This window comes from Flavisphingomonas formosensis (assembly GCF_009755815.1).
Classification (GTDB): Bacteria; Pseudomonadota; Alphaproteobacteria; order Sphingomonadales; family Sphingomonadaceae; genus Flavisphingomonas; species Flavisphingomonas formosensis.
In genome coordinates this window covers 19,714-39,244 of the sequence record NZ_WRPK01000023.1, presented here as the reverse complement: position 1 = coordinate 39,244, position 19,531 = coordinate 19,714, and the positions used below count along the sequence as shown (strand labels likewise).

The window sequence follows — 19,531 nt, the reverse complement described above, 5'->3', positions numbered from 1 at the left end:
CGGATGGCGGCAGGTTGCGAGACCAGGTCTGCTGACATGGCAAATCCTTTCAGAGTGGTTGGTAGCAAACCGACTCTGATCTTCCTCAGGCCGCTATCCAACTCTCATCATGGAATCTTTTTTCCGGAACGGCGCTTATTCGAGAGCGCTGATGTCGACGACACGGAATGCGTCTCGCGTGCAATCGCCAATCTGATCGTCATCGCCAGCATCCGATGGGACGATTTCTTCGACAGCACCAGTCGTGTCGAGGCGATCCTGCGGCGAGATCCAGCAGGCATCTATCCTTGCATGGATTTTGCGACACGGGATCGTTATCGCAAGGTGATCGAGGAGCTTGGCGTGCGTGCCCGCTTGCCGGAATGGCAGGTGGCTGAGAAGGTGCTGTTACAGTGCCACAGCGATGGCGATCTGCCGACAGGACATGTCGGCTACTGGCTCGTTGATTCGGGACGGACGGCATTTGAAGCCGCGCTTGATCTGAAGATGCTGACATTGGACGCCTTGACCCGGCGTCTGCTCGGCAATCCTGCTGCTCTCTACGCGCTGTCACTGCTAGGCGCCGGAATGGCCGGACTTATCCTGCCCGCGCTCTATCTCCTGTCGATGGGTGCGTCCACCGCCGGGCAAATCACCGGGCTTGTTCTCAGCGCTCTGCCAGCATCGATTTTGAGCGTGACCGCGATCAACTGGCTCTTCACCCACCTCATGCCACCGCGGGTGCTGGCCAAGCTCGACTTTGACAAGGCAATTCCTGAAAATTGCTCGACCGCGGTCGTCGTGCCAGTTCTGATCTCGGCACCCGGCGATGTTACGGCTCTGCTCCGTCAGATGGAGCACCATCGGCTCGCCAATCCCGATCCGTGCCTGAAATTCGTCCTCCTCAGCGATCACGTGGATGCTGAGAGCGAGACGCTGCCAAACGATGCATTTGTCGAGAAACTCCTGGCCGACGGGATCGAGGCGCTCAATCTGCGATATGGCGGCGGTGCTGGCCGTGGGCCGTTTCACCTGATGCACAGGCCACGGCGCTATAACCCCGCACAGGCTTGCTGGATGGGCTGGGACCGCAAGCGCGGGAAGCTCGAACAATTCAACGACTTCATCCTGCACGGGAACCGCGACCCGTTCAGCCTGTGCGCCGGCTCGGTCGATGAGCTTCGCAATGTCCGTTTCGTCGTCACGGCCGATGCGGATACCCGTCTTCCCCCCGGTGTTGTCAATCGCATGGTGGGCACTCTTGCACATCCTCTCAACAGCGCGCGCTTCGATACGCGAACCGGGCGTGTGAGCCGGGGTTACACCATCCTGCAGCCGCGGGTGGAGATTGCTCCCGACGCAAGCCGGCGTTCGCTGCTCACCCGATTTTATGGCGGAGATTGCACGATCGATATCTATTCCCACGCAGTTTCCGACGTTTATCAGGATCTGTTTGGTAGCGGAATATTCGTAGGAAAAGGCATTTACGAGGTCGCACCGTTTGTACGCAGTGTCAGCGGCCGCGTCCCTGAAAATAATTTACTCAGTCATGACCTGTTTGAAGGTCTCTGCGGTCGTGTCGGATTGGCGAGTGATATCATCATCTATGAAAACTTTCCCACGAGTTATCTCGAATATGCCTGGCGCTGGCATCGCTGGGTGCGGGGAGACTGGCAGACGCTTCCCTGGCTTCTTCCCCGCGTTCCAGGACGGGACGCTGCTTCGCTTGTCAATCGCCTGAGTTTGTTCGACCGTCTGAAAATCTTCGACAATCTACGTCGAAGCCTGTTGCCGCCGAGCATCCTTGCACTGCTGCTCGCGGGCTGGTTCCTTCTTGCCGGCAATCCGCTGGTCTGGACGCTTCTCGCTCTCGCTGCACCGGGCGCCTATCTGTTCACCGACCTCGTTACCGGCCTTGCAAGGGGACGCCGGCGCGGTGTCATCCAAGGCGTCTGGCGCCGGCTGTCAGACCATTTCGGGAGATGGTTTCTGGCGATCGCGTTCCTCGTCAGCGATTCCGCCCTGGCCGTTCATGCCATTTTCGTCACGCTGGGGCGACTTCGATCAGGACGCATGCTGCTCGAATGGACGCCGGCAGCGCATCAATCCCTCCGCCTGGGGGCGCGCGCGCCGCGTGCCGCCGCTTGGCGAGACATGGCGGCGTCGCCGGTCGCCGCGATGGCGATCGCGGCCAGCCTGATCCTCGCGCAACCCGCGACGCTCGCAATTGCTGCGCCGTTGCTGTTGCTCTGGCTCTTGGCTCCCGAAATCGCAATACGCGTCAGCCGGCCACTCTATCGCCGAGGCGAGGCGATTGACGAAGCCGATCGGCTATTCCTGCGCCGGCTTGCAAGACGGACCTGGCTATTCTTCGAGACCTTCGCCACACCCGAGGATAATTGGCTTCCGCCCGACAATTATCAGGAGCCGCCCAACGAGGATGTCGCCCATCGCACCTCGCCGACCAACATCGGCATGATGATGCTGTCGGTCCTCACGGCGTGGCGCTTGGGTCATATCGGCCTTGCTGAAACCGAGTTGCGGCTGCGCAACGCGCTCGATGCCATCGACCGGCTCGAACGTCAGCATGGCCATATTCTCAACTGGTACGACACGCGAACGCTTTCGCCGTTGGAGCCGCGTTACGTGTCCACCGTCGACAGCGGCAATCTCGCCGTCAGCCTGCTCGTGACCGCACAGGCGCTGAACGACGCCACTATCGGACGTTTGTTTGATGGCATGCTCTGGGCGGGTATGCAGGATGTGCTGGACATTCTCGACGAAGCGCTAGATCGGCTGGATCGATCCGATACGTCGTCGATACGCGGCCGCGTCGCGTCGATGCGAAACCGCATCGCAGTGGTTCCTGCCGACGACAGGCAATGGGAGACCTGTCTCGCCATTTTGGAGAAAGACGTCATTCAGCTGCGTGAGATGGCGCATGAGATCGTTGGGCATGGAGGCGAGACGGAACTCGACGGTCTCGTCGAAATGCAAACCTGGCTAGAACGCGTCGACCATCATCTGCTCGGGATCCGGCGTGATATGAGGGCGTTTCTGCCCTGGATGGCGCTTTTGCACACACCGCCATCTGATTGCATCGAACTGGCTGGCGAGATAACAGCCAACCTGTCGCTGCAACTGCCGCTCCCGGAATTGATGGAACGCTTGGTACGGGAGCAAGGCCACCTGGAGAAGACCGCGCATGCGCTCGCGGCCTCACCTGCGCGCAGCTGGATAGAAGAGTTGTTCGATGCATTCGGGCGTGGAAAAGCAGCGCTCGAAACCCTCGTCCGCAATCTCGAGGTCGATGCCAAGCGGGCGCGTGCAGTCGCTTACGGCATGGATTTCGCATTCCTCTTCGACCGTGATGTCCGGCTTTTTCATATTGGTTACAATGCCAGCGCCGATCGCATCGACGTTCACCATTACGATCTTCTCGCAAGCGAGGCGCGGTTGGCGAGCTATTTCGCCATCGCGAAGGGCGATGTGTCACCCGATCATTGGTTTCAGCTGGCGAGGCCGATCACGAGGCGCGCTCAGGGGCTCGCGCTGGTTTCGTGGAACGGCTCGATGTTCGAATATTTGATGCCTGATCTTTTCATGCGCAGCGATCCGGGGACGCTTCTGTTCGAGAGCGATGAAACGGCCATCGCGATCCAAATGGCGTTCGGCCGGGTCAACGATATCCCATGGGGAATCTCGGAATCCTCGTTCGCATCGATGGGGCAGGATCGCATCTATCATTATCATGCCTTCGGCGTGCCCGAACTCGGCCTTCGTCGTGGACTCGGACGGGACCTCGTCATCGCGCCTTATGCGAGCGCGCTTGCGCTCGCGATCCGGCCCGCCGATGCGACACGCAATCTCCAGCGGCTAGGCGCGATGGGGCTGTTGGGTCGTTTCGGCCTGTACGAAGCCGCTGATTTCACACCCGAGCGCAAATCGAAAGACGAACCGTTCCGCCTCGTTCGATCCTACATGGCCCATCACCATGGCATGAGCCTCGCAGCACTCGGTAACGCCTTGTGCGGCGACATGATCGTAGGATGGTTCCATGCAGATGCGCAGATCCAGACAGTCGATCTTCTGCTCAACGAGCGCATACCCTGGGAGCTTCCGCCGGAACTTAAGAGGATGCAATTCGAGGAGCCGTCCAAGAACGGTTCTGAGACGATTCCTGCCATTCACGGCTGGACGCCGCAACGTGCCGACCGGCAGAATGACTTTCACGTCATCGGCAACGGACGCCTGTCGAGCCGCGTGCGCAGTGACGGGCGCAGTGCGCTGGCATGGCAGCAATGCGCGCTCACGAACCCGGATGCTGACGATGTCGAAGCGGCCTACGCAATCTATGCACGCGAATACGAGGAGGATCGCTTCTGGTCGGCGACAGGCGGGGCTGCAGGGCCAGGGACTATCGAAAGCGAAGTAACTTTTCATGCCGACAAGGTCGAGTTTCACCAGAGGAAGGCAGAGCTGACCGTGCAAACGGTGATTTGCGTCGCGAAGGCCGATGATCTTGAGATCCGGCGCGTGACGCTCGTCAACCATGCCGATCGGCCTCGCAAATTCGAAATCTTCAGCTACGCCGAGATCGTGCTCGCGCCGCCGGCCGATGCTGCCCGCCACCCCGCCTTCAACAAGTTGTTCGTTGGAGCGGAAAAACCGCCGTCTCTGGGCGGACTGTTGTTTCAGCGGCGCCCCCGCGGTCCCTCGGAACGACCTCCGGTACTTCTTCAGCGGCTGATCGGCGACGGGCAGGAGCCGATCTCCGTGGCGTTCGAGACTGATCGCTATCGTTTCCTGGGGCGTCACGGCAGTGTGATCGATCCCGCCGCACTGCGATCGAAACCACTGTCAGGATCGGCTGGCTGGCCGCTGGATCCCATTTCTGCTTTGCACACCGTGCTTGAAGTGCCGGCGCTCGGCCGTCGGGAGCTCGCCTTCCTCACGATCGCTGCGGCTTCGCGTGAGTCCGCACTGGCGATCGCAGAACGTTATGCGACGCTGGTCGCGCTCGACTGGGCGGCGAACGATGCGGCAACGGAGAGCGCGCGTGAGAGCAGCGCTCTCTCTCTTGCGCCGGATCAGCTTTCCACAGCGCAACTTTTACTGTCGCACTTGCTGCGGCCCGGGCTAAGGGAAATGGGAAGTTTCGCCGACGCAGCCCACCGCCGGACTGACCTTTGGGCGATGGGAATATCGGGCGACCATCCTATCCTCCTGCTGCGTGCAGGCACGGCGGAGCAGACCGATATTCTGCGCCTCCTGCTCAAGGCGCAGAAGCTTTGGCGCTTGCGTGGCGTGATGATCGACCTGGTCGTCACCCATCTCGGTGAGGGCGGCTATGTCGATGCCGGTCGCGAACGCATTCATGCGATCCTCCGGGAAGCAGGCGTGGCCGATCGTCTCTCATCGCCCGGCGGCATATTCGTGGTGGCGATCGACGCGCCCGGCGCCGACCGTGCGGCGCTGCTTGAACGCTCCGCGGCGCTCATTCTCGACGAGGCAGGTGGACGGCTCATTGATCAGGTTACGCGGCAGATGAGGCAGCTTGCGCAAAGCCCGCCATTTGCGCCGGTCGGGCCGACACCGCCATCTTCGGGCGAAGGCACGCTGAGGAGGTCGGACGGTCTGCTGTTCGACAATGGTTGGGGCGGCTTCGAGCCTGGGCAGGGCGATTATCTCATTCACCTGCCGCCTGGCGAGACGACACCCATGCCCTGGTCGAACGTTCTTGCCAACGAGGCTTTCGGTACCCTCGTGACGGAATCCGGTCTCGGCTTCAGCTGGGCGATCAACGCGGGAGAGAATCGCCTGACCCCCTGGTCGAACGATCCCGTGAGGGATCCGCAAGGCGAATGCCTTTATCTGCGAGACGAGGAGAATGCGCGGCTCTGGTCGCCGACGCCCCTGCCGAGAGGCCAAGGCACAGCCTGCCAGATACGCCATGGCGCCGGATTCACCGTGTGGGAGAGCGCCTGCGAAGGCCTCCAATTGGAATTGCTCGTATTCGTGCCCACCGATGATCCAGTCAAGATCATCAAGCTCAAGGTTCGGAATCTTCATGCACGGGCGCGCAGGCTCACCGCCACATATTTTGTCGAATGGCTACTCGGATCGATGCACAGTGAGGCTGCTCCATTGCGCAGTTCTTCCTATGACGCCGAGATACACGCGATTCTCGCGCGAAATCCCTGGCAAGAGGAATTTGCCGATCGGGTTGCATTCCTAGCGACAAGCCACTTGCCGCATAGTATTACGACGTCGCTTGCCGATTTTCTGGGTTCATCCGGAGAGCGTACGGCCCCCGACGGCCTCTTGAACTGGGACTTGGGTAACCGGGGCTTCTCAGTCGGCCACGATTGTTGCGGCGCGTTGCAGCTCCATCTCGACGTGGATCCCGAGGGGGAGAACGAGATCTTGTTCATCCTCGGGGAAGGAAGCGGACGGGCGGACGTCCATCGCCTCGTGCGGCGCTGGAGCAGTCTCGACGAGGTGAAGCGGGCTTTGGCAGATCTCGACGGCACCTGGAAGGAACGGCTGGACGCGGTCAGAGTGGAGACTGGCGATCAGGCATTCGATCTCATGGTCAATCGCTGGCTTCCCTATCAGGCAATCAGCGCGCGCCTGCTCGCCCGCGCCGGCTTTTATCAGGCGGGGGGCGCGTTCGGTTTTCGTGACCAGTTGCAGGACGTGCTCGCGATCCTCCATGCAGATCCTCAGGCGGCCCGGCGACATATTCTTGTATCTGCCGCGCATCAGTTTGAGCAGGGCGATGTGTTGCACTGGTGGCATCCGCCTTCCGATCGGGGGGTTCGCACGCGCTGCTCGGACGACCTGCTCTGGTTGCCCTTCGCAACAGCGCGCTATGTCGAGGCAACGGGCGATCGAGACGTTCTACGTGAGCAGGTTCCCTTTCTCGAAGGTCCGATGCTCGCGGATGGCGAAGGCGATCGCTATGCGCGGTTCCCTAGCACAATCTATACGCTTCCTCTGCTTGACCATTGCGAGCGCGCGCTGGACCGTGGCCACAGGCTTGGATCGCATGGCCTGCCGCTCATCGGTTCTGGCGATTGGAACGATGGAATGGATCGGATCGGCGCGCGCGGGCGCGGGGAGAGTGTCTGGCTGGGTTGGTTCCTGATCGTGGTGATCGATGCCTTTGCCCAGCTGTGCCGGCAAGCAGAGCGGCCTGAGCTGGCCGAGCGCTGGACCGACCGCCGGGCAGCGTTGGTTGCCGCAATCGAGCGTTCCGCCTGGGACGGTAATTGGTACGTTCGCGCGTTCGACGACGACGGACGGGCTCTCGGCACCGCGTCCGACAGTGAATGCCGAATCGATTCCCTGGCCCAATCATGGGCGGTCCTCTCGGGAGCGGCCGATCGCGATCGAAGCCGTATTGCGGTTGCGTCCGCGCTCGATCATTTGGTCCGGCCCGATGATGCGCTTGTTCGCCTGCTTGATCCACCCTTCGACCGGACACCGCGCGATCCTGGCTATATCAAGGCCTACCCGCCTGGTGTACGCGAGAATGGCGGCCAATATAGCCACGCCGCGGCCTGGCTCGGGATTGCGATGGCCCGTTTGGGTGATGGGGATATGGCGAAGACGATCTTCGACCGAATCAACCCGATTTCCCATGCCGCGTCGGCGAGTGCGGCAACACTGTATCGGGTCGAACCCTATGCAGTCGCCGGCGACATACTCGCCGCTCCCGATGCGACGGGTCGTGGCGGATGGAGCTGGTATACCGGCGCGGCAGGCTGGGCCTGGCGCCTGGCAGTCGAGGAGATCCTCGGACTGCGTCTGATCGACGGCAAAGTCCATGTTGCGCCCCGCCTTCCCTCCGCCTGGCGCGAGGTCAGAATCGTCTTGAAGGCAAAAAATGCCGGCACGCTTCATATTCGGCTGAAAAGGCAGCAAGGGGAGGGCGATTCTGCTGCCCACTCGACCGTCGACGGCGAGCCCTTCCCCGATGGGAATCTCAGCTTTCCGGCTGCCGGCACTACGTCCGAGGTTGTCTATGTCCTCGATTCGCATCAACCCTGACGCGCTATCCCAGAACGCTGAACCAGCCGGCTGATTTCGGCCCGGCGCCGAATAAATTTCTAATCCCCAATCACCCTATGTAATTTAAGTAACGATACCGTAGTTATACGGTAGTTCCGATCTAGAAAGATCGGGATGTAAACTCGCGCCCACGGTAAATTCCACGTTCCTGAGCGTGAAATACGAGGCGGGGCGCAGCGATGTAGGATATATACTTAAGGGGCGTGACCTCATCCGCAAATCCACCTATACTTCCGCAAGGGGACGAATGACGACATAAGCCGTATCGCGTGCTGAATGCCCGGTTTCCAACGATCTGTGGCACCCGAATGGCAGCTGGGATAGCGGAGCTCGATGGTGACTGGTGCGGGGACTACTGGAATGGTCTCACCTCAACATCGTCAGATGATGTTCGACGCAATGATCGATCTGCTGCCGATCGCCTTTGCTCTGTTCGATGCTGTGGGGCAGATAATCATGCACCATGGCGGCTTGAGGCATATTTTAGGTGAGGTGATACCATCCCAGGATATGGCAGCGCTCGACAGGTGGGAGCTATATTCGGCCGATGGCATACGCCTCGAACGGGGACATTGGCCGGACGCGCAAGCCTTGATTGATCAGCCCGTGCCTGGGGAATGCATTGCGCTATTGCGGCCAGCGCAAGGTGAGCCGATGCTGGTTCAATTTTCTGCGCTGCCTTTCGCTGCACTTACCAATCAAGGTGGCGGGCTACTGTTCATACAATCTCTCGATCACGGCAATGGCGCGGTGCATAAGCTCCATGCATTGATCGCTGCGCGGCTCGGCGAAATGACCGATGCTGCGGACGGGCTTGGATTTGACGTCGCTGCGGTGAATGCCGTCACCTCCGCTGCATCAACGCCGACGTCTCCAAAGCAGCTCGCCTCGCAGGCAATGCCGACCCAACGCGAAGCGGACGTCTTGAAGCTCGTGGCGTGGGGTTATTCGAACAAGGAAATCGCCCGTCGCCTCGGCATTGGGGTCAAGACGGTCGAGTTTCACCGAGCCCAGGCCGTCAGGCGGCTGCACCTCGATGGACGACCGGCAATCCTGCAATATGCGCTCCGCAACGGCTGGCTGAAATCTTGATCTGCCTCGGGATTCCTCCCGCAACGTCATTAGGATTCTGCCCCAATTTGCATCGATCGCGAGCAGGCTAGGATTTCCAAAAGCTTTGGCTGTGCACATGGCGCATGGATGGAGGCTTCCATGGAGCGATTTGTAGCGAACCAGAATATCGCGCGCTTCCAGGCGCTGCTCGCCGGCGAATTGGATTCACGACAGCGACAGATTGTTTCCGATTTGCTCGCGCGTGAAAGAGAGAAACTGAATGCGCTTGATCTTTCATGCCTGGATAACGCCCATCGTCAAGCATCTTAGCCCGTCTCAGGCACCACGCGATGGTTTCTCGTTCGGAAAGCTTTCCGAAAGCGCATGCCGCCTCGCCATGGTGGCGAGGCGGTGGCCGATCGTCGGGATAAGCGTTGGTTGAGCACCGATTAACTGATCATGATATTGTCTTCGACTTTCGTCACGCCGGGCGCGGCCCAGGCCGCGCGTTCCGCGATCCCGCGTTCCATCCAGGCCTTGACCTTGCCGCCAAGTTTCACGGTGGCTCCATCCGTCTCGACCGTCACTGTCGTCGCGTCGAGATCGGCCTGACGTTTGAAGGCGGCCATGATGCGCTCCTTGATATCGGAGGCATGCGGCAATTTATTCACCGTAATGAGGTTGCTGACGCCGATGACCCCGGTTACCTTTCCCGCTGCTTTGCGGGCGCCTTCGCTCTGATAATACCAGTCGACGGTGCCGCTGAGCGTCACCCAGCCTTTCTCCACTTTCACGTTGATCGCCTTGTCCGGAATCGTCACATCCCAGGCGAAGATATCGAGAATGCGTTTGGCAATCTCGTGATCGGCGGTCTTGGGATCGGACGGGAAGCGCACCTTGATTTCTTCCGCCAGGGCGCGCACGCCGATCACGCGGCGTGCGGCCTTTTCAGCCGCAATCTTCTCAGGATAGGTTTTAACATAGCCTGATAAGGTGACAACGCCGTCATTGACGGCAACGCCAATGTCAGCGGGGCTGACGCGCGGTTCCCATTCGAGTTCGGCCATCACATCGCGCTGGATTTCGTTGTCGCTCTTTGTCACTTGAGATCTCCTTTTCGGAAGACAAACCACATCTGTACGAACAGCATCGGCATCGATGCCGCATCGCTTTCCGCAATGAATACCGAACGGCAGATATGAAAACCGCCCGTACAAGTCGGTCCGAGCCCCTGGGACTCACCAGCGATCATATCGCTCCCGGTAGGGAATTGATGAACGCGGAGAGAGAGTGCTTCCATACGGATATATGCTTAAGTATCGTGCTGCAAATGTACGCAAGGCGCCACATTCAATCCGCCGTCGAGACCCCGCGGTCGACCGCCGAACGAAGGCGGGTACGGCTGATCGCCCACCACATCAAAGCGACCGTATAGTGAATTTTAACGCCCACATCTGTGGAAGCTTCGGTGGCCGTTGACACACGTGGCAGATTGTTCGTTTGCGAACTGTAATATATCAGTTTGTTCATTGCGCACACGCGGGCTGGCAATTGCGTGTCTGACGTCGAAGCGCTGAAGCGGCATGTGTGGCTGCCACTCGTCGAATGTTCCAGCAGCAGCCAGGCTTGCGTCAGCGGGATTCAAGCCTTTGAGGTGAATGATAAGCGTTGGTCAATAGCGGTCATTGGCCGCATGAGCTCATCTGCCAGAACTTTGAGACCTGATCTTGACCGATGGCGGCGTATTCTCTTAGGCAGACCTACGAAACTATTTTGTGATATTCGCATAAGGTAGAAATTTTCCGAGTACCAGCGCTCCTGCGTTCGAACCCGTGCTTATGTCTGTCAGGCGTACACTGTCGAATTCGCACAATTGGCCGCTGCGCGAATCCGTGATTATCATCAGTCCTTCGCGCAGGAGACCGGCTCCCGAGAGTGGCTTATTCACATAGATGTAGCCATCCAGCCCCTCATACACGATGGCCGACCCTTTGATCATCCGGTAGGAGCGTATGTTCTTGAGCCGTAGGCAATCGGCCGCCTGTCCAGGGGTGCGCCCGGCGATAATTGCAGTTAGAGGTTGATCAACATGCGCGGCATGGGTCGCCCCGATCACGGCGATTGCAACGATCAATGTGATGATCCAAATCGACCATTTCGAACGACGCTCGGCAGGCGCGTAGTTGTCGTCTGTCTTCCTGGATTTCCCGCGCGCGCTTGCCGATGACAGCAGCGTTCGAACTTGCCTCATGCCGCACTTTACCCGATGGAGAGTTCGCAGGCGACAAGTTCAACAACTCCGATGCCCGGAATGCGATACGTATATTTCCTATTAAGATTGGATCTGGCTGTATCAGGAATCTATGAAGCGATTTACACCCGAATATGGTCAACGGGTACGTGTTTCCAGGCGTCGCGACCAATGTCTCCGCCGCGATCGAATTCGCGATTATACCACGCCATCGCCGTTATGGCGGAACCAATGGAAATAGCTCGGGCTAAAATCCGCCAACTCTGCGAGTGCGTCGATATCATATACAGTAAAAACTCCCGATTTATAGGATAATATTTTCTCTGACTGTAGCTCTTTTAGCGTTCTGTTGACATGGACTGATGTGAGTCCGGTCGCTTCCGCGATTTGCACCTGGGTAAGGGGCAGTGTCACGCCGCCCGAATGGTGCGGCTGGAGTGTCTTTCGAAATCCGAGTTCGCAGATCAGATGCGCAATGCGCGTTTTTGCGCTGCGCTGGCCGACATTGAAGATCCACTCTCGGGAGATCGACGCGTCTATGAGCAGGGATCGCACGATCGCTTTCATGATCGCGGGGCGATCTTGCATCAGACTTAGGAGGTCATCGCACTGGATTATGGCCACTTCGGACAATTTAAGTGCCTGCAAAGCGTCATCGGAGCGCATCGTGTAGAGATTTTCGAGATTGAGAGGATCTCCTGGAAAATAAAAGCAAAGTATTTGCTTGCGGCCGTTGAGGCCGATGCGGTGGCGTTCGACGAAGCCGGAGAGAAGGATAGTGCAATGACGCAGTTCGTCGCCTTGCCGCATCAGATAAGAATGGCGATCGCGAGTCAGCAGCCTGAAGGGCAGCGTGATCAACGCTTCCGCTTCTGCGTCGGGTAGTGCTGTGTGTAGGCGCAATCGCTCCACGAACGAAGCCAGCTGCCGACTTTTACCTTCTGAACCGTTCATAAGCTGAGCATGCCACCCCTCACATGGTACGGTCTCGTAACAGGGTATATGAACGCCCGGCGTTATAGTCATTAATCACATGATGGTTGATATAAGTTATGATACGTACTCCTATCGAGTCGGATCCGAACGGACGGAGACGCAGCATGCCGCGATATTATTTTCATCTTCGGAACACGCATGATCTGGTTCTCGATCCGGATGGCAAGGAATACTCTGTAAGATCGCAGATTAATGACGAAGCAATAAGAGAAGCGCGTGCAATAATATCTGCAGATGTGCTTGAAGGATTTGTAGATTTAGATCAGAAGATAGAGGTTTATGACGAAAATGAAGTGCTAATATGCAGTATTCCGTTTTCGCGCGCCGTCAGGATATCGGGATCAGATTCTGACGGATCCTGACGGGTTAGGCGTTTAAATGTCAATCTGACATAGATATAAGGCTGTTGCGCGGTCCCTCCTTCCGTTGCGGAGGCTGAGAAAGTGCGCGTGCCGGCGGTTGCCTTCAATGAGGGGAAATCAGGCGACCACATTGCCGGTCGACCGGAGGCCATTGCCGGCTCGCAACAATATGTCAGGCATCACCTCCGTAATCCGATCCGAACTCCGCAAATGATGGAAAATGATAATAGGGTGATCGCTATTGCCGCACCCTTCAGAGAAGGCGAATCGAGCAATTGCACATATTGCCCGATCGCGCCGCCAAGCATGAAGACTGGAACAGCGGTTCGTAGTGTTTTTCGACCCATCCGGCCAGCACCTCATCCGCTTCTGATCCAGGCAGACTGACAGGTCTAGGGCGCAGCCAGATGCGCGTATTGACATTTGTTGAGCACTGGACGCGGGGCTGATCCGCTGCCCTTTTGAGAATTGCCGTCGTCCTGCGCGCAGGCGAGGTTGCGAGCCCGGATGCAGCCGTGCCTCGAAGACGACTTGCCACGCGAACATGCACGCCTTCGGCGAGCGGATGGCCACTAGGCGGAAATACGGGGCTCCCCCAAGGTTGGTTGGATGCCCGGCATCTGGTGCGAGGACCAGGTGCGACCCGAAGGACCTTGCTGGGTAGACGAACTATCCTATCGACCGGTAGCCCGTATTGACAAAATTTAAGCGTGTCGAACTTATCAAATCATCGCGGCTCGCGGATGGCATCGGATTGATCGATCCCGGCGCCTTCGAGTTGGAGCGGGGTGGCGAGGCGATCCGGGAGAGATGGGGAGCTTGAGCGATCGTGCGGAGCTGCGGAAGGAATGACCGAGAGGATCGCCTCTCGATCAGTGCTCCGAGCAGGATATCTTTGGCGGAAGAGCGCGGTCCCGTTTTTCCACTGCCAAGCGCGCACATAATTTTCTGGTTCGTTCGCGGACCGTATGGAGATGCTCGTCAACGACTCTTTTCGGTAGATCCTGCACAATGCCCCCAAAGTGGAGGGTGGATGCGGTTTTCATCGCGAATGCGCGAAACAGATAGCGACTCGCCACGTCGCGCAGGGCTTCCTGCTGGCCCTGTTCGTCGAGCCAGGCTTCGGGGGCGCCGGAGGTCGAGATGCTGAGCAGGTTGCTTCCACGCAGCAGCCCACAGCCGTCTCTCTCCTGTATCTGCCGCGGCGTGACGCCGGCGCCGACGACACGGTCGACATACCCCTTCATCATCGCGGGTGGCAATCCGAACCAGATGGGGAAGATCAGCGTGAACATGTCGCTTCCCTTGACCGCGTCCCATTCCACACGAACATCGGCCGACATCGCGAACATGGGTCCGGGCTGTTCGTCTGCCTTCAAGGCGGGATCGAATCCGATGCGATAAAGATCGCGTAGGACAACGGACTGGCCGCATTCACGCACCGTTTCACAATAGGTCTCCGCAATCGCCGAGTTGAAACTGCGCGGATTAGGGTGTGTCAAGATGACCGCATGGCGGACAATGTTAGCGGGCATGCTGTCCTCCGATCTGGCAACCCGTCCTGCCAAACTGGAAGCTCGCCCGATCCCAGCGGTACCTGCACGACGGCGAATATCTGCCATGGTGACCGCGAAATGCGGAATTCTCCATTTCCGCAGTCTCATTTGGGTGCATAATAGTGGAAGCTCCCACCAAGACACTACGTACTATGCCGAATGTCGGAATGCTTTATCCGAGCCTCCTTGTACCAGTCGGACCTGTCGTCGTAGAAAAACCAGGCCGAAAGGAAGTCCGGAAATCGCCGAGGATATTGGGGATCATACGGATTGCGGGCAATATGCTGCACGGGCAGGTGCATTTTATGAAATGGCTCGTCCCCTGTCTGAGCGCGATCATGATTTCCGGGGCCACGGCACCGGCTCAGCAGCCACGAGGCGCGTTGGGTGAAGTCTATACTGCTGAAGGAATGCCGCGATGGACACGCGGCGAGGCGGCGCGTCTGGTCGAATGGTTGAAATCCTCGGCCGATGATGGCCTTGCGCCGACGGCGGCCAAAGCGGCCGATGTCGAGGTCGCTATGGCACAGGCCAGAGAGTCGGACCTCGACGCGGTCGCGACAAAGGCAGCTATGGAATTAGTGGAGGCGTATCGGCACGGCTGTTGTCATCGTGCGTCGCGCGTTGCTTGGCATATTTCTGATGGTTCCCAATGGCCTGACAGCCAACTGAGCGTCGCCAATGCTGTCCGGGACGGGAACATCGATCGACTTTTTGCCACGACTCGGCCGTCACATCCTTTCTATATGTTGCTTCGGCGCGCCTATGCCAAAGAGACTGATCCTGTTCGTAAAGCGGTTCTTTCAGTCAACCTCGATCGATGGCGTTGGATGCCGCGTAGCCTGGGCGATATCTATATCTTGGTCAATGCGGCCGCGTTCGAAGCAACGATGTGGCGCGGCGCGGATCTCGTCGGGAGGTGGAAGATCGTCGTGGGCAAGACCAGGTCGCCGACGCCGGTCTTTCGGGCGGATATTCTAGGCGTCACGCTCAATCCCTGGTGGGAGATACCGCCGGCAATCGCGCGTGAAGGGATAGCGGCGATGGTCAGGGCGCATCCTGCAGCAGCCGCGGCACAGGGCTATGTCTATCAGCAGGGCCATTATCGCCAAAGGCCTGGCCCCCGAAACGCCCTGGGCCGGATGAAACTTGTCATGCCGAACCGGTACAATGTCTATCTGCATGACACGCCTGCCAAGAGCCTGTTCGAAAAGGACGTCAGAGCGTTTAGTCATGGTTGCGTGCGTGTCGGAGACGCACTCGGTCTTGCCAGTGCATTGCTCTCGGATAGAGGCTGGAACAGAGATCGATTGGAGGCGACTGTCAATACCGGTGCTACCGTCACGGTGAGTCTCGCGACAGCCATTCCCGTATACGTCGCTTACTTTACCGCGGAACCAGCCGATGATGGATCGATTCGCTATCTGCCGGACGTCTATCATCGGGACGGCGCAGGCGGCGGGGTCGAGCAGGGATGCGCTCTCTGATATAGGATATCGGCCACAAATTATGGCGTCGGTGGATGCACCGTTCGTTCTGTGGTGAGCGGCAGCATGATCTTCGCTCGCAGTGCCGGCAGCGGCGGCTAAATTACGCGGGCGCGCGACAGCTTGTACCTAGTTCCTCTCGCGAGAAGCAGGTGCTGCTCCATGAAGAGGAACACGCCAGCCCGCTGTTCGGATTATTTCGGAGGAGCCAGGCCGTGAACCGCGCGATTGACCCCTGTGATAGCGGCACAACGAACGCCGCCTCGCGACCAGACAGGCGAACAGTATCGGCGATCCCGCACCACGGGTCAGCGGCCCGCATGTCTGTCGTCGGCTTGAGCAGTGCCGAAGCAGCTCGACGTCTTCAAGCGGATGGCCCGAATGCGCTTCCGTCCTCGAACGGGCGATCTCATATCAGCATCGTGATCGAAGTCCTGAAGGAACCGATGCTGCTCCTTCTGCTGCTGGCGGGATTGGCCTATCTGCTGCTTGGATCGATGATGGAAGCGCTCGTGCTTGCCGCATTTGCCTGTTTTTCCGTGGGCGTGACTGTCGTGCAAGAGAGCCGGACGGAGCATGTATTGCGGACGTTGCGTGATCTCGCGGCCCCGCGTGCATTGGTTCTGCGTGACGGGCAACCGGTGCGCGTCGCCGGCCGCGACGTCGTATGTGGCGACATCCTCATTTTCGAGCAGGGCGACCGCGTCGCTGCCGACGCGCAAGTTCTGGACTCCATCGATCTTGCCGCCGACGAATCGCTGCTGACCGGAGAATCGCTGTCCGTATCCAAATGCGCGCTGCGATCGGGCGAAACAGAGCCGGTCGGCCCGGCCGGCGGCGACAACCAGTCATGGATCTATTCGGGAACGCTCATCACGCGCGGCAGCGGTATGGGTCAGGTTTCGGCAACTGGGGTGAATACTGAGATTGGCAAGATCGGACAATCGCTCGTCCGATTGGAAATGGAATCCCCCCGGCTCCAGCGTCAGATAGTGCGGATCGTTAGGTTCGCAGCCGCCGGCGCCGGGCTGATGACGCTCGCCGTGATCCTGCTGTACGGCGCGAAGCGGGGCGACTGGCTGGAGGCGCTGCTCGCCGGCATCGCAATCGGGATGTCCCTCCTTCCGGAGGAGTTTCCGGTGGTGCTCACCGTGTTTCTCGCAATGGGAGCATGGCGCATATCGAAGGCCGGCGTCCTGACACGACGTGCCGCGACCATCGAAATGCTTGGCGCGGCAACCATCCTGTGCGTCGATAAGACCGGAACGTTGACGCTCAATCGCATGACGGTTTCGGAGCTATGGCAGCCAGGCGAGGCCACCGATCCGTTCTCGGTGAATGTGGGCGCGCGAAATCATCTTGTACGCCTTGCCGCACGCGCGAGCGCGCCCTTTCCGAGCGATCCCATGGAGGTGGCCCTTCATGAGGCTGCGGCGATGCAGCCTTCCGATACGTCGCGGTCCGAAACCCTGATTCGGACTTATCCGTTCGATCCAGCGACCTTGGTCATGGCAAATGCCTGGCTGGGCGATCCAGACGCCCCTGCGGAGCTTGCCTGCAAGGGGGCGCCTGAAGCCATCGCACGCCTCTGCGGTCTCGAAGGCCAAGCGCGCCATCAAGTGGACATGGCCGCGCGCGCGATGGCGGGCCGCGGCATGCGCGTCATCGGTATCGCGGACGCGAGCGCAGCCGTCGACACGCTTCGCGACGAATTGTCCGGCCGCAGCTACCGGTTACGTGGCCTCATCGGGCTTTCCGATCCGCTCCGGCCTGACGTGGCGGATGCCATTGCCCGGTGCCGCGCGGCGGGGGTGCGTCTGATCATGATTACGGGTGATCATGTGGAGACCGCATGCAGCATAGCCGCCCAGGCAGGCCTGGACGGGAGTACCGTCCTCGCGGGCGAAGATCTGGACCGTCTCGATGAAAGGGAGCTCGCCGAGCAGCTCCAGCAGGTGCAGGTCTGCGCGCGGATCCGACCAACCCAAAAGCTTCGAATCGTCGAGGCGCTGAAAGCCGGCGGTGAAATCGTCGCGATGACGGGTGACGGCGTGAATGATGCTCCGGCGCTCAAGGCGGCTCATATTGGCATCGCCATGGGGCGGCGGGGCACGGATGTCGCACGGGAGGCGGCCTCTCTGGTTCTGGTCGATGACCGTTTCTCGGCCATCGTCGATGCCATTCGCCTCGGCAGGCGAATCTATGACAATCTGCGCAAGGCGATGGGCTTCATCTTCAGCGTCCACGTTCCCATTGCGGGGCTCGCTCTCCTCCCGCTGGTGACAGGCTTGCCTTTTCTCTTCGGACCCATCCAGATCGCATTGATCGAGCTCATCATCGATCCGGTTTGTGCGCTGGTGTTCGAAGCGGAAGCCGACGAAGAAGGCCTGATGGCGCGACCGCCCCGAGCAGCGTCCGAACCGCTTTTCTCCTCTGTGATGATCGTGCGTAGCGTAGCGCAGGGTGTGATCGCTTTCCTCCTGCTGGCCGCTCTGTATTTCGGCAGCCTTTGGTATGGCCTGAATGCAGATGCGGTGCGGGAACAGATTTTCTTCGCTCTTATCGCGAGCCTGTTGGCGCTTGTTCTGGCCAACCGCAGTTTTGGACGCTCGACCAGGACACTGATCGGGCACCGCAATATTGCGCTGCGATGGATCCTCGGCGGGATTGCCATCGGTACAGCTGCCATCCTCGGCTTACGCCCGCTTCAGCATGTCCTTCATTTCGCCCCGCCATCCCCTTGGATGGTTTTGGTGGCGTTCTCCGTGGGGATTCTGCTCCTGATATGTCTGCAATCGCTCAAACCCGGCGTTCATTTCCTCGGCGTGACTGATCGCAGAGATTAATTCTATGACGCTGCGCAAGCTCGCCTCAGCGTCGAAATCGCCATGCGTGGCGAGGTGCTGCGGATCCCCACGAGAAGCAAGTTCGCCGCCGCCTCTCGCCCGCCGCTTGCACCCTGCAGCAGATCGGCCGGATGATGAGGGAGGTGCAGGACCTCCAGTCCGCGTCGCCGGTCTCGACCAGCAGTTGCACTTGCTCTACTCGACGAACTCCGGTCAGGCGCTGATCGCCGACCAAAGCATCGTCGCGTCGCTTCCGCGCTTCGCCGAGGTATGTCTCGCTCGCAAGCCTTTGCTCTTTTCTCTCCAGCCTATATTCGAGGCGCCAGAGCTTGCCGCCCGATAGCTGCATCAGCGGGAACAGACCGAGCGCGTGCTCCATCTTTGGGGTTTGCCCTTCGGCTTCGCAAGCACGTTCATGGTCTATGAGGAACAGGAAGGTGGAGCGGGTGAAGGGAATCGAACCCTCGTCGTAAGCTTGGGAAGCTTCTGCTCTACCATTGAGCTACACCCGCAAAAACAGCATTTCTGCCACTTTTTGCGATATCACCGCTGATCGTTTTGCTCCGTATTTTGCGGAGGCACGGTCGGCGATACGCTTGCCGAGTGCCACAATCACCTTGGCTTGGTCAACATATACCTTCCGGATTTACCCAGCGCGCTTCAGGCTTCAGCTCCATGATATCGGATGGATTGCCGTTGGTGGGGCGCTGTCCGTCAGCAGCATCGTGAAGGTCCGCCGCATGCCGAAGCTTTCAACCAGCGCGGTATCGAAGCCGTATGTCGAAGCGGCGACGGAAAGGCCGGCGGACCTGAATCGCCGGCTCATCGAAGTGAACCGGCTGATGTAAGAGGTGTGATCGCCGACAAGCTGCAGCGGGACTGATCGTCGATGCTGCGCCTTGCCGGGGCCGCGCATCGCTGGACT

General features: G+C 59.3%; 11 protein-coding genes and 1 tRNA gene. 7 read left to right on the top strand and 5 right to left on the bottom strand.

Features of this window, described 5'->3' with window-relative positions:
• Positions 1-36 precede the first annotated feature (36 nt).
• The 3 genes from GQY20_RS31650 to GQY20_RS31640 all read left to right on the top strand — a co-directional run bounded on the left by GQY20_RS31650 (position 37) and on the right by GQY20_RS31640 (position 9,438).
• Positions 37-8,034: a GH36-type glycosyl hydrolase domain-containing protein gene (locus tag GQY20_RS31650; protein ID WP_232476366.1), complete on the top strand. Its 7,998-nt coding sequence runs from the start codon at positions 37-39 to the stop codon at positions 8,032-8,034.
• Between the two features lie 354 nt (positions 8,035-8,388).
• Positions 8,389-9,147, top strand: coding sequence for a helix-turn-helix transcriptional regulator (locus tag GQY20_RS31645; RefSeq protein ID WP_198351341.1), 759 nt, complete (start codon positions 8,389-8,391; stop codon positions 9,145-9,147).
• A 120-nt stretch (positions 9,148-9,267) separates the two neighbouring features.
• Entirely contained in the window at positions 9,268-9,438 is a 171-nt protein-coding gene (locus tag GQY20_RS31640) for a hypothetical protein (RefSeq protein ID WP_157221165.1), read from the top strand.
• A gap of 119 nt (positions 9,439-9,557) precedes the next feature.
• Here GQY20_RS31640 and GQY20_RS31635 read toward each other — a convergent pair whose 3' ends face one another.
• The 3 genes from GQY20_RS31635 to GQY20_RS31625 form a co-directional block, all read right to left on the bottom strand.
• Entirely contained in the window at positions 9,558-10,211 is a 654-nt protein-coding gene (locus GQY20_RS31635) for a BON domain-containing protein (RefSeq protein ID WP_232476365.1), read from the bottom strand.
• 665 nt (positions 10,212-10,876) lie between these two features.
• A complete protein-coding gene (locus tag GQY20_RS31630; RefSeq protein ID WP_157221164.1) occupies positions 10,877-11,359 on the bottom strand; it encodes a hypothetical protein in 483 nt (160 codons plus the stop codon).
• Between the two features lie 198 nt (positions 11,360-11,557).
• Complete coding sequence (locus GQY20_RS31625; protein ID WP_198351340.1) at positions 11,558-12,313, bottom strand: Crp/Fnr family transcriptional regulator; 756 nt, start codon at positions 12,311-12,313, stop codon at positions 11,558-11,560.
• 146 nt (positions 12,314-12,459) lie between these two features.
• On the opposite strand from GQY20_RS31625, the gene GQY20_RS31620 reads away from it, so the two are divergent.
• Positions 12,460-12,717 carry a DUF6894 family protein gene (locus tag GQY20_RS31620; RefSeq protein WP_157221162.1) on the top strand — a complete coding sequence of 86 codons (258 nt, stop codon included), beginning with the start codon at positions 12,460-12,462 and terminating at the stop codon, positions 12,715-12,717.
• An 872-nt stretch (positions 12,718-13,589) separates the two neighbouring features.
• Here GQY20_RS31620 and GQY20_RS31615 read toward each other — a convergent pair.
• Positions 13,590-14,252, bottom strand: coding sequence for an NAD(P)H-dependent oxidoreductase (locus GQY20_RS31615; RefSeq protein ID WP_157221161.1), 663 nt, complete (start codon positions 14,250-14,252; stop codon positions 13,590-13,592).
• Positions 14,253-14,578: 326 nt separating this feature from the next.
• On the opposite strand from GQY20_RS31615, the gene GQY20_RS31610 reads away from it, so the two are divergent.
• Positions 14,579-15,760 carry a L,D-transpeptidase family protein gene (locus tag GQY20_RS31610; protein WP_198351339.1) on the top strand — a complete coding sequence of 394 codons (1,182 nt, stop codon included), beginning with the start codon at positions 14,579-14,581 and terminating at the stop codon, positions 15,758-15,760.
• A 215-nt stretch (positions 15,761-15,975) separates the two neighbouring features.
• The gene (locus tag GQY20_RS31605; protein ID WP_332836125.1) at positions 15,976-18,606 is read left to right on the top strand and encodes a cation-translocating P-type ATPase; all 2,631 of its coding nucleotides are present in this window, start codon (positions 15,976-15,978) and stop codon (positions 18,604-18,606) included.
• A gap of 438 nt (positions 18,607-19,044) precedes the next feature.
• On the opposite strand, the gene GQY20_RS31600 is transcribed toward GQY20_RS31605, so the two are convergent.
• Positions 19,045-19,118, bottom strand: a tRNA-Gly gene (locus tag GQY20_RS31600).
• On the opposite strand from GQY20_RS31600, the gene GQY20_RS31595 reads away from it, so the two are divergent.
• Entirely contained in the window at positions 19,104-19,454 is a 351-nt protein-coding gene (locus GQY20_RS31595) for a hypothetical protein (RefSeq protein ID WP_157221159.1), read from the top strand. The two genes, GQY20_RS31600 and GQY20_RS31595, sit on opposite strands and share 15 nt — an antisense overlap.
• The last annotated feature ends 77 nt before the right edge of the window (positions 19,455-19,531 follow it).

Coding starts and splice junctions, on each gene's coding strand:
- GQY20_RS31650 (WP_232476366.1), top strand. CDS start 37: ATGGCAAATCCTTTCAGAGTGGTTGGTAGCAAACCGACTCTGATCTTC.
- GQY20_RS31645 (WP_198351341.1), top strand. CDS start 8,389: ATGGTGACTGGTGCGGGGACTACTGGAATGGTCTCACCTCAACATCGT.
- GQY20_RS31640 (WP_157221165.1), top strand. CDS start 9,268: ATGGAGCGATTTGTAGCGAACCAGAATATCGCGCGCTTCCAGGCGCTG.
- GQY20_RS31630 (WP_157221164.1), bottom strand. CDS start 11,359: ATGAGGCAAGTTCGAACGCTGCTGTCATCGGCAAGCGCGCGCGGGAAA.
- GQY20_RS31625 (WP_198351340.1), bottom strand. CDS start 12,313: ATGAACGGTTCAGAAGGTAAAAGTCGGCAGCTGGCTTCGTTCGTGGAG.
- GQY20_RS31620 (WP_157221162.1), top strand. CDS start 12,460: ATGCCGCGATATTATTTTCATCTTCGGAACACGCATGATCTGGTTCTC.
- GQY20_RS31615 (WP_157221161.1), bottom strand. CDS start 14,252: ATGCCCGCTAACATTGTCCGCCATGCGGTCATCTTGACACACCCTAAT.
- GQY20_RS31610 (WP_198351339.1), top strand. CDS start 14,579: ATGAAATGGCTCGTCCCCTGTCTGAGCGCGATCATGATTTCCGGGGCC.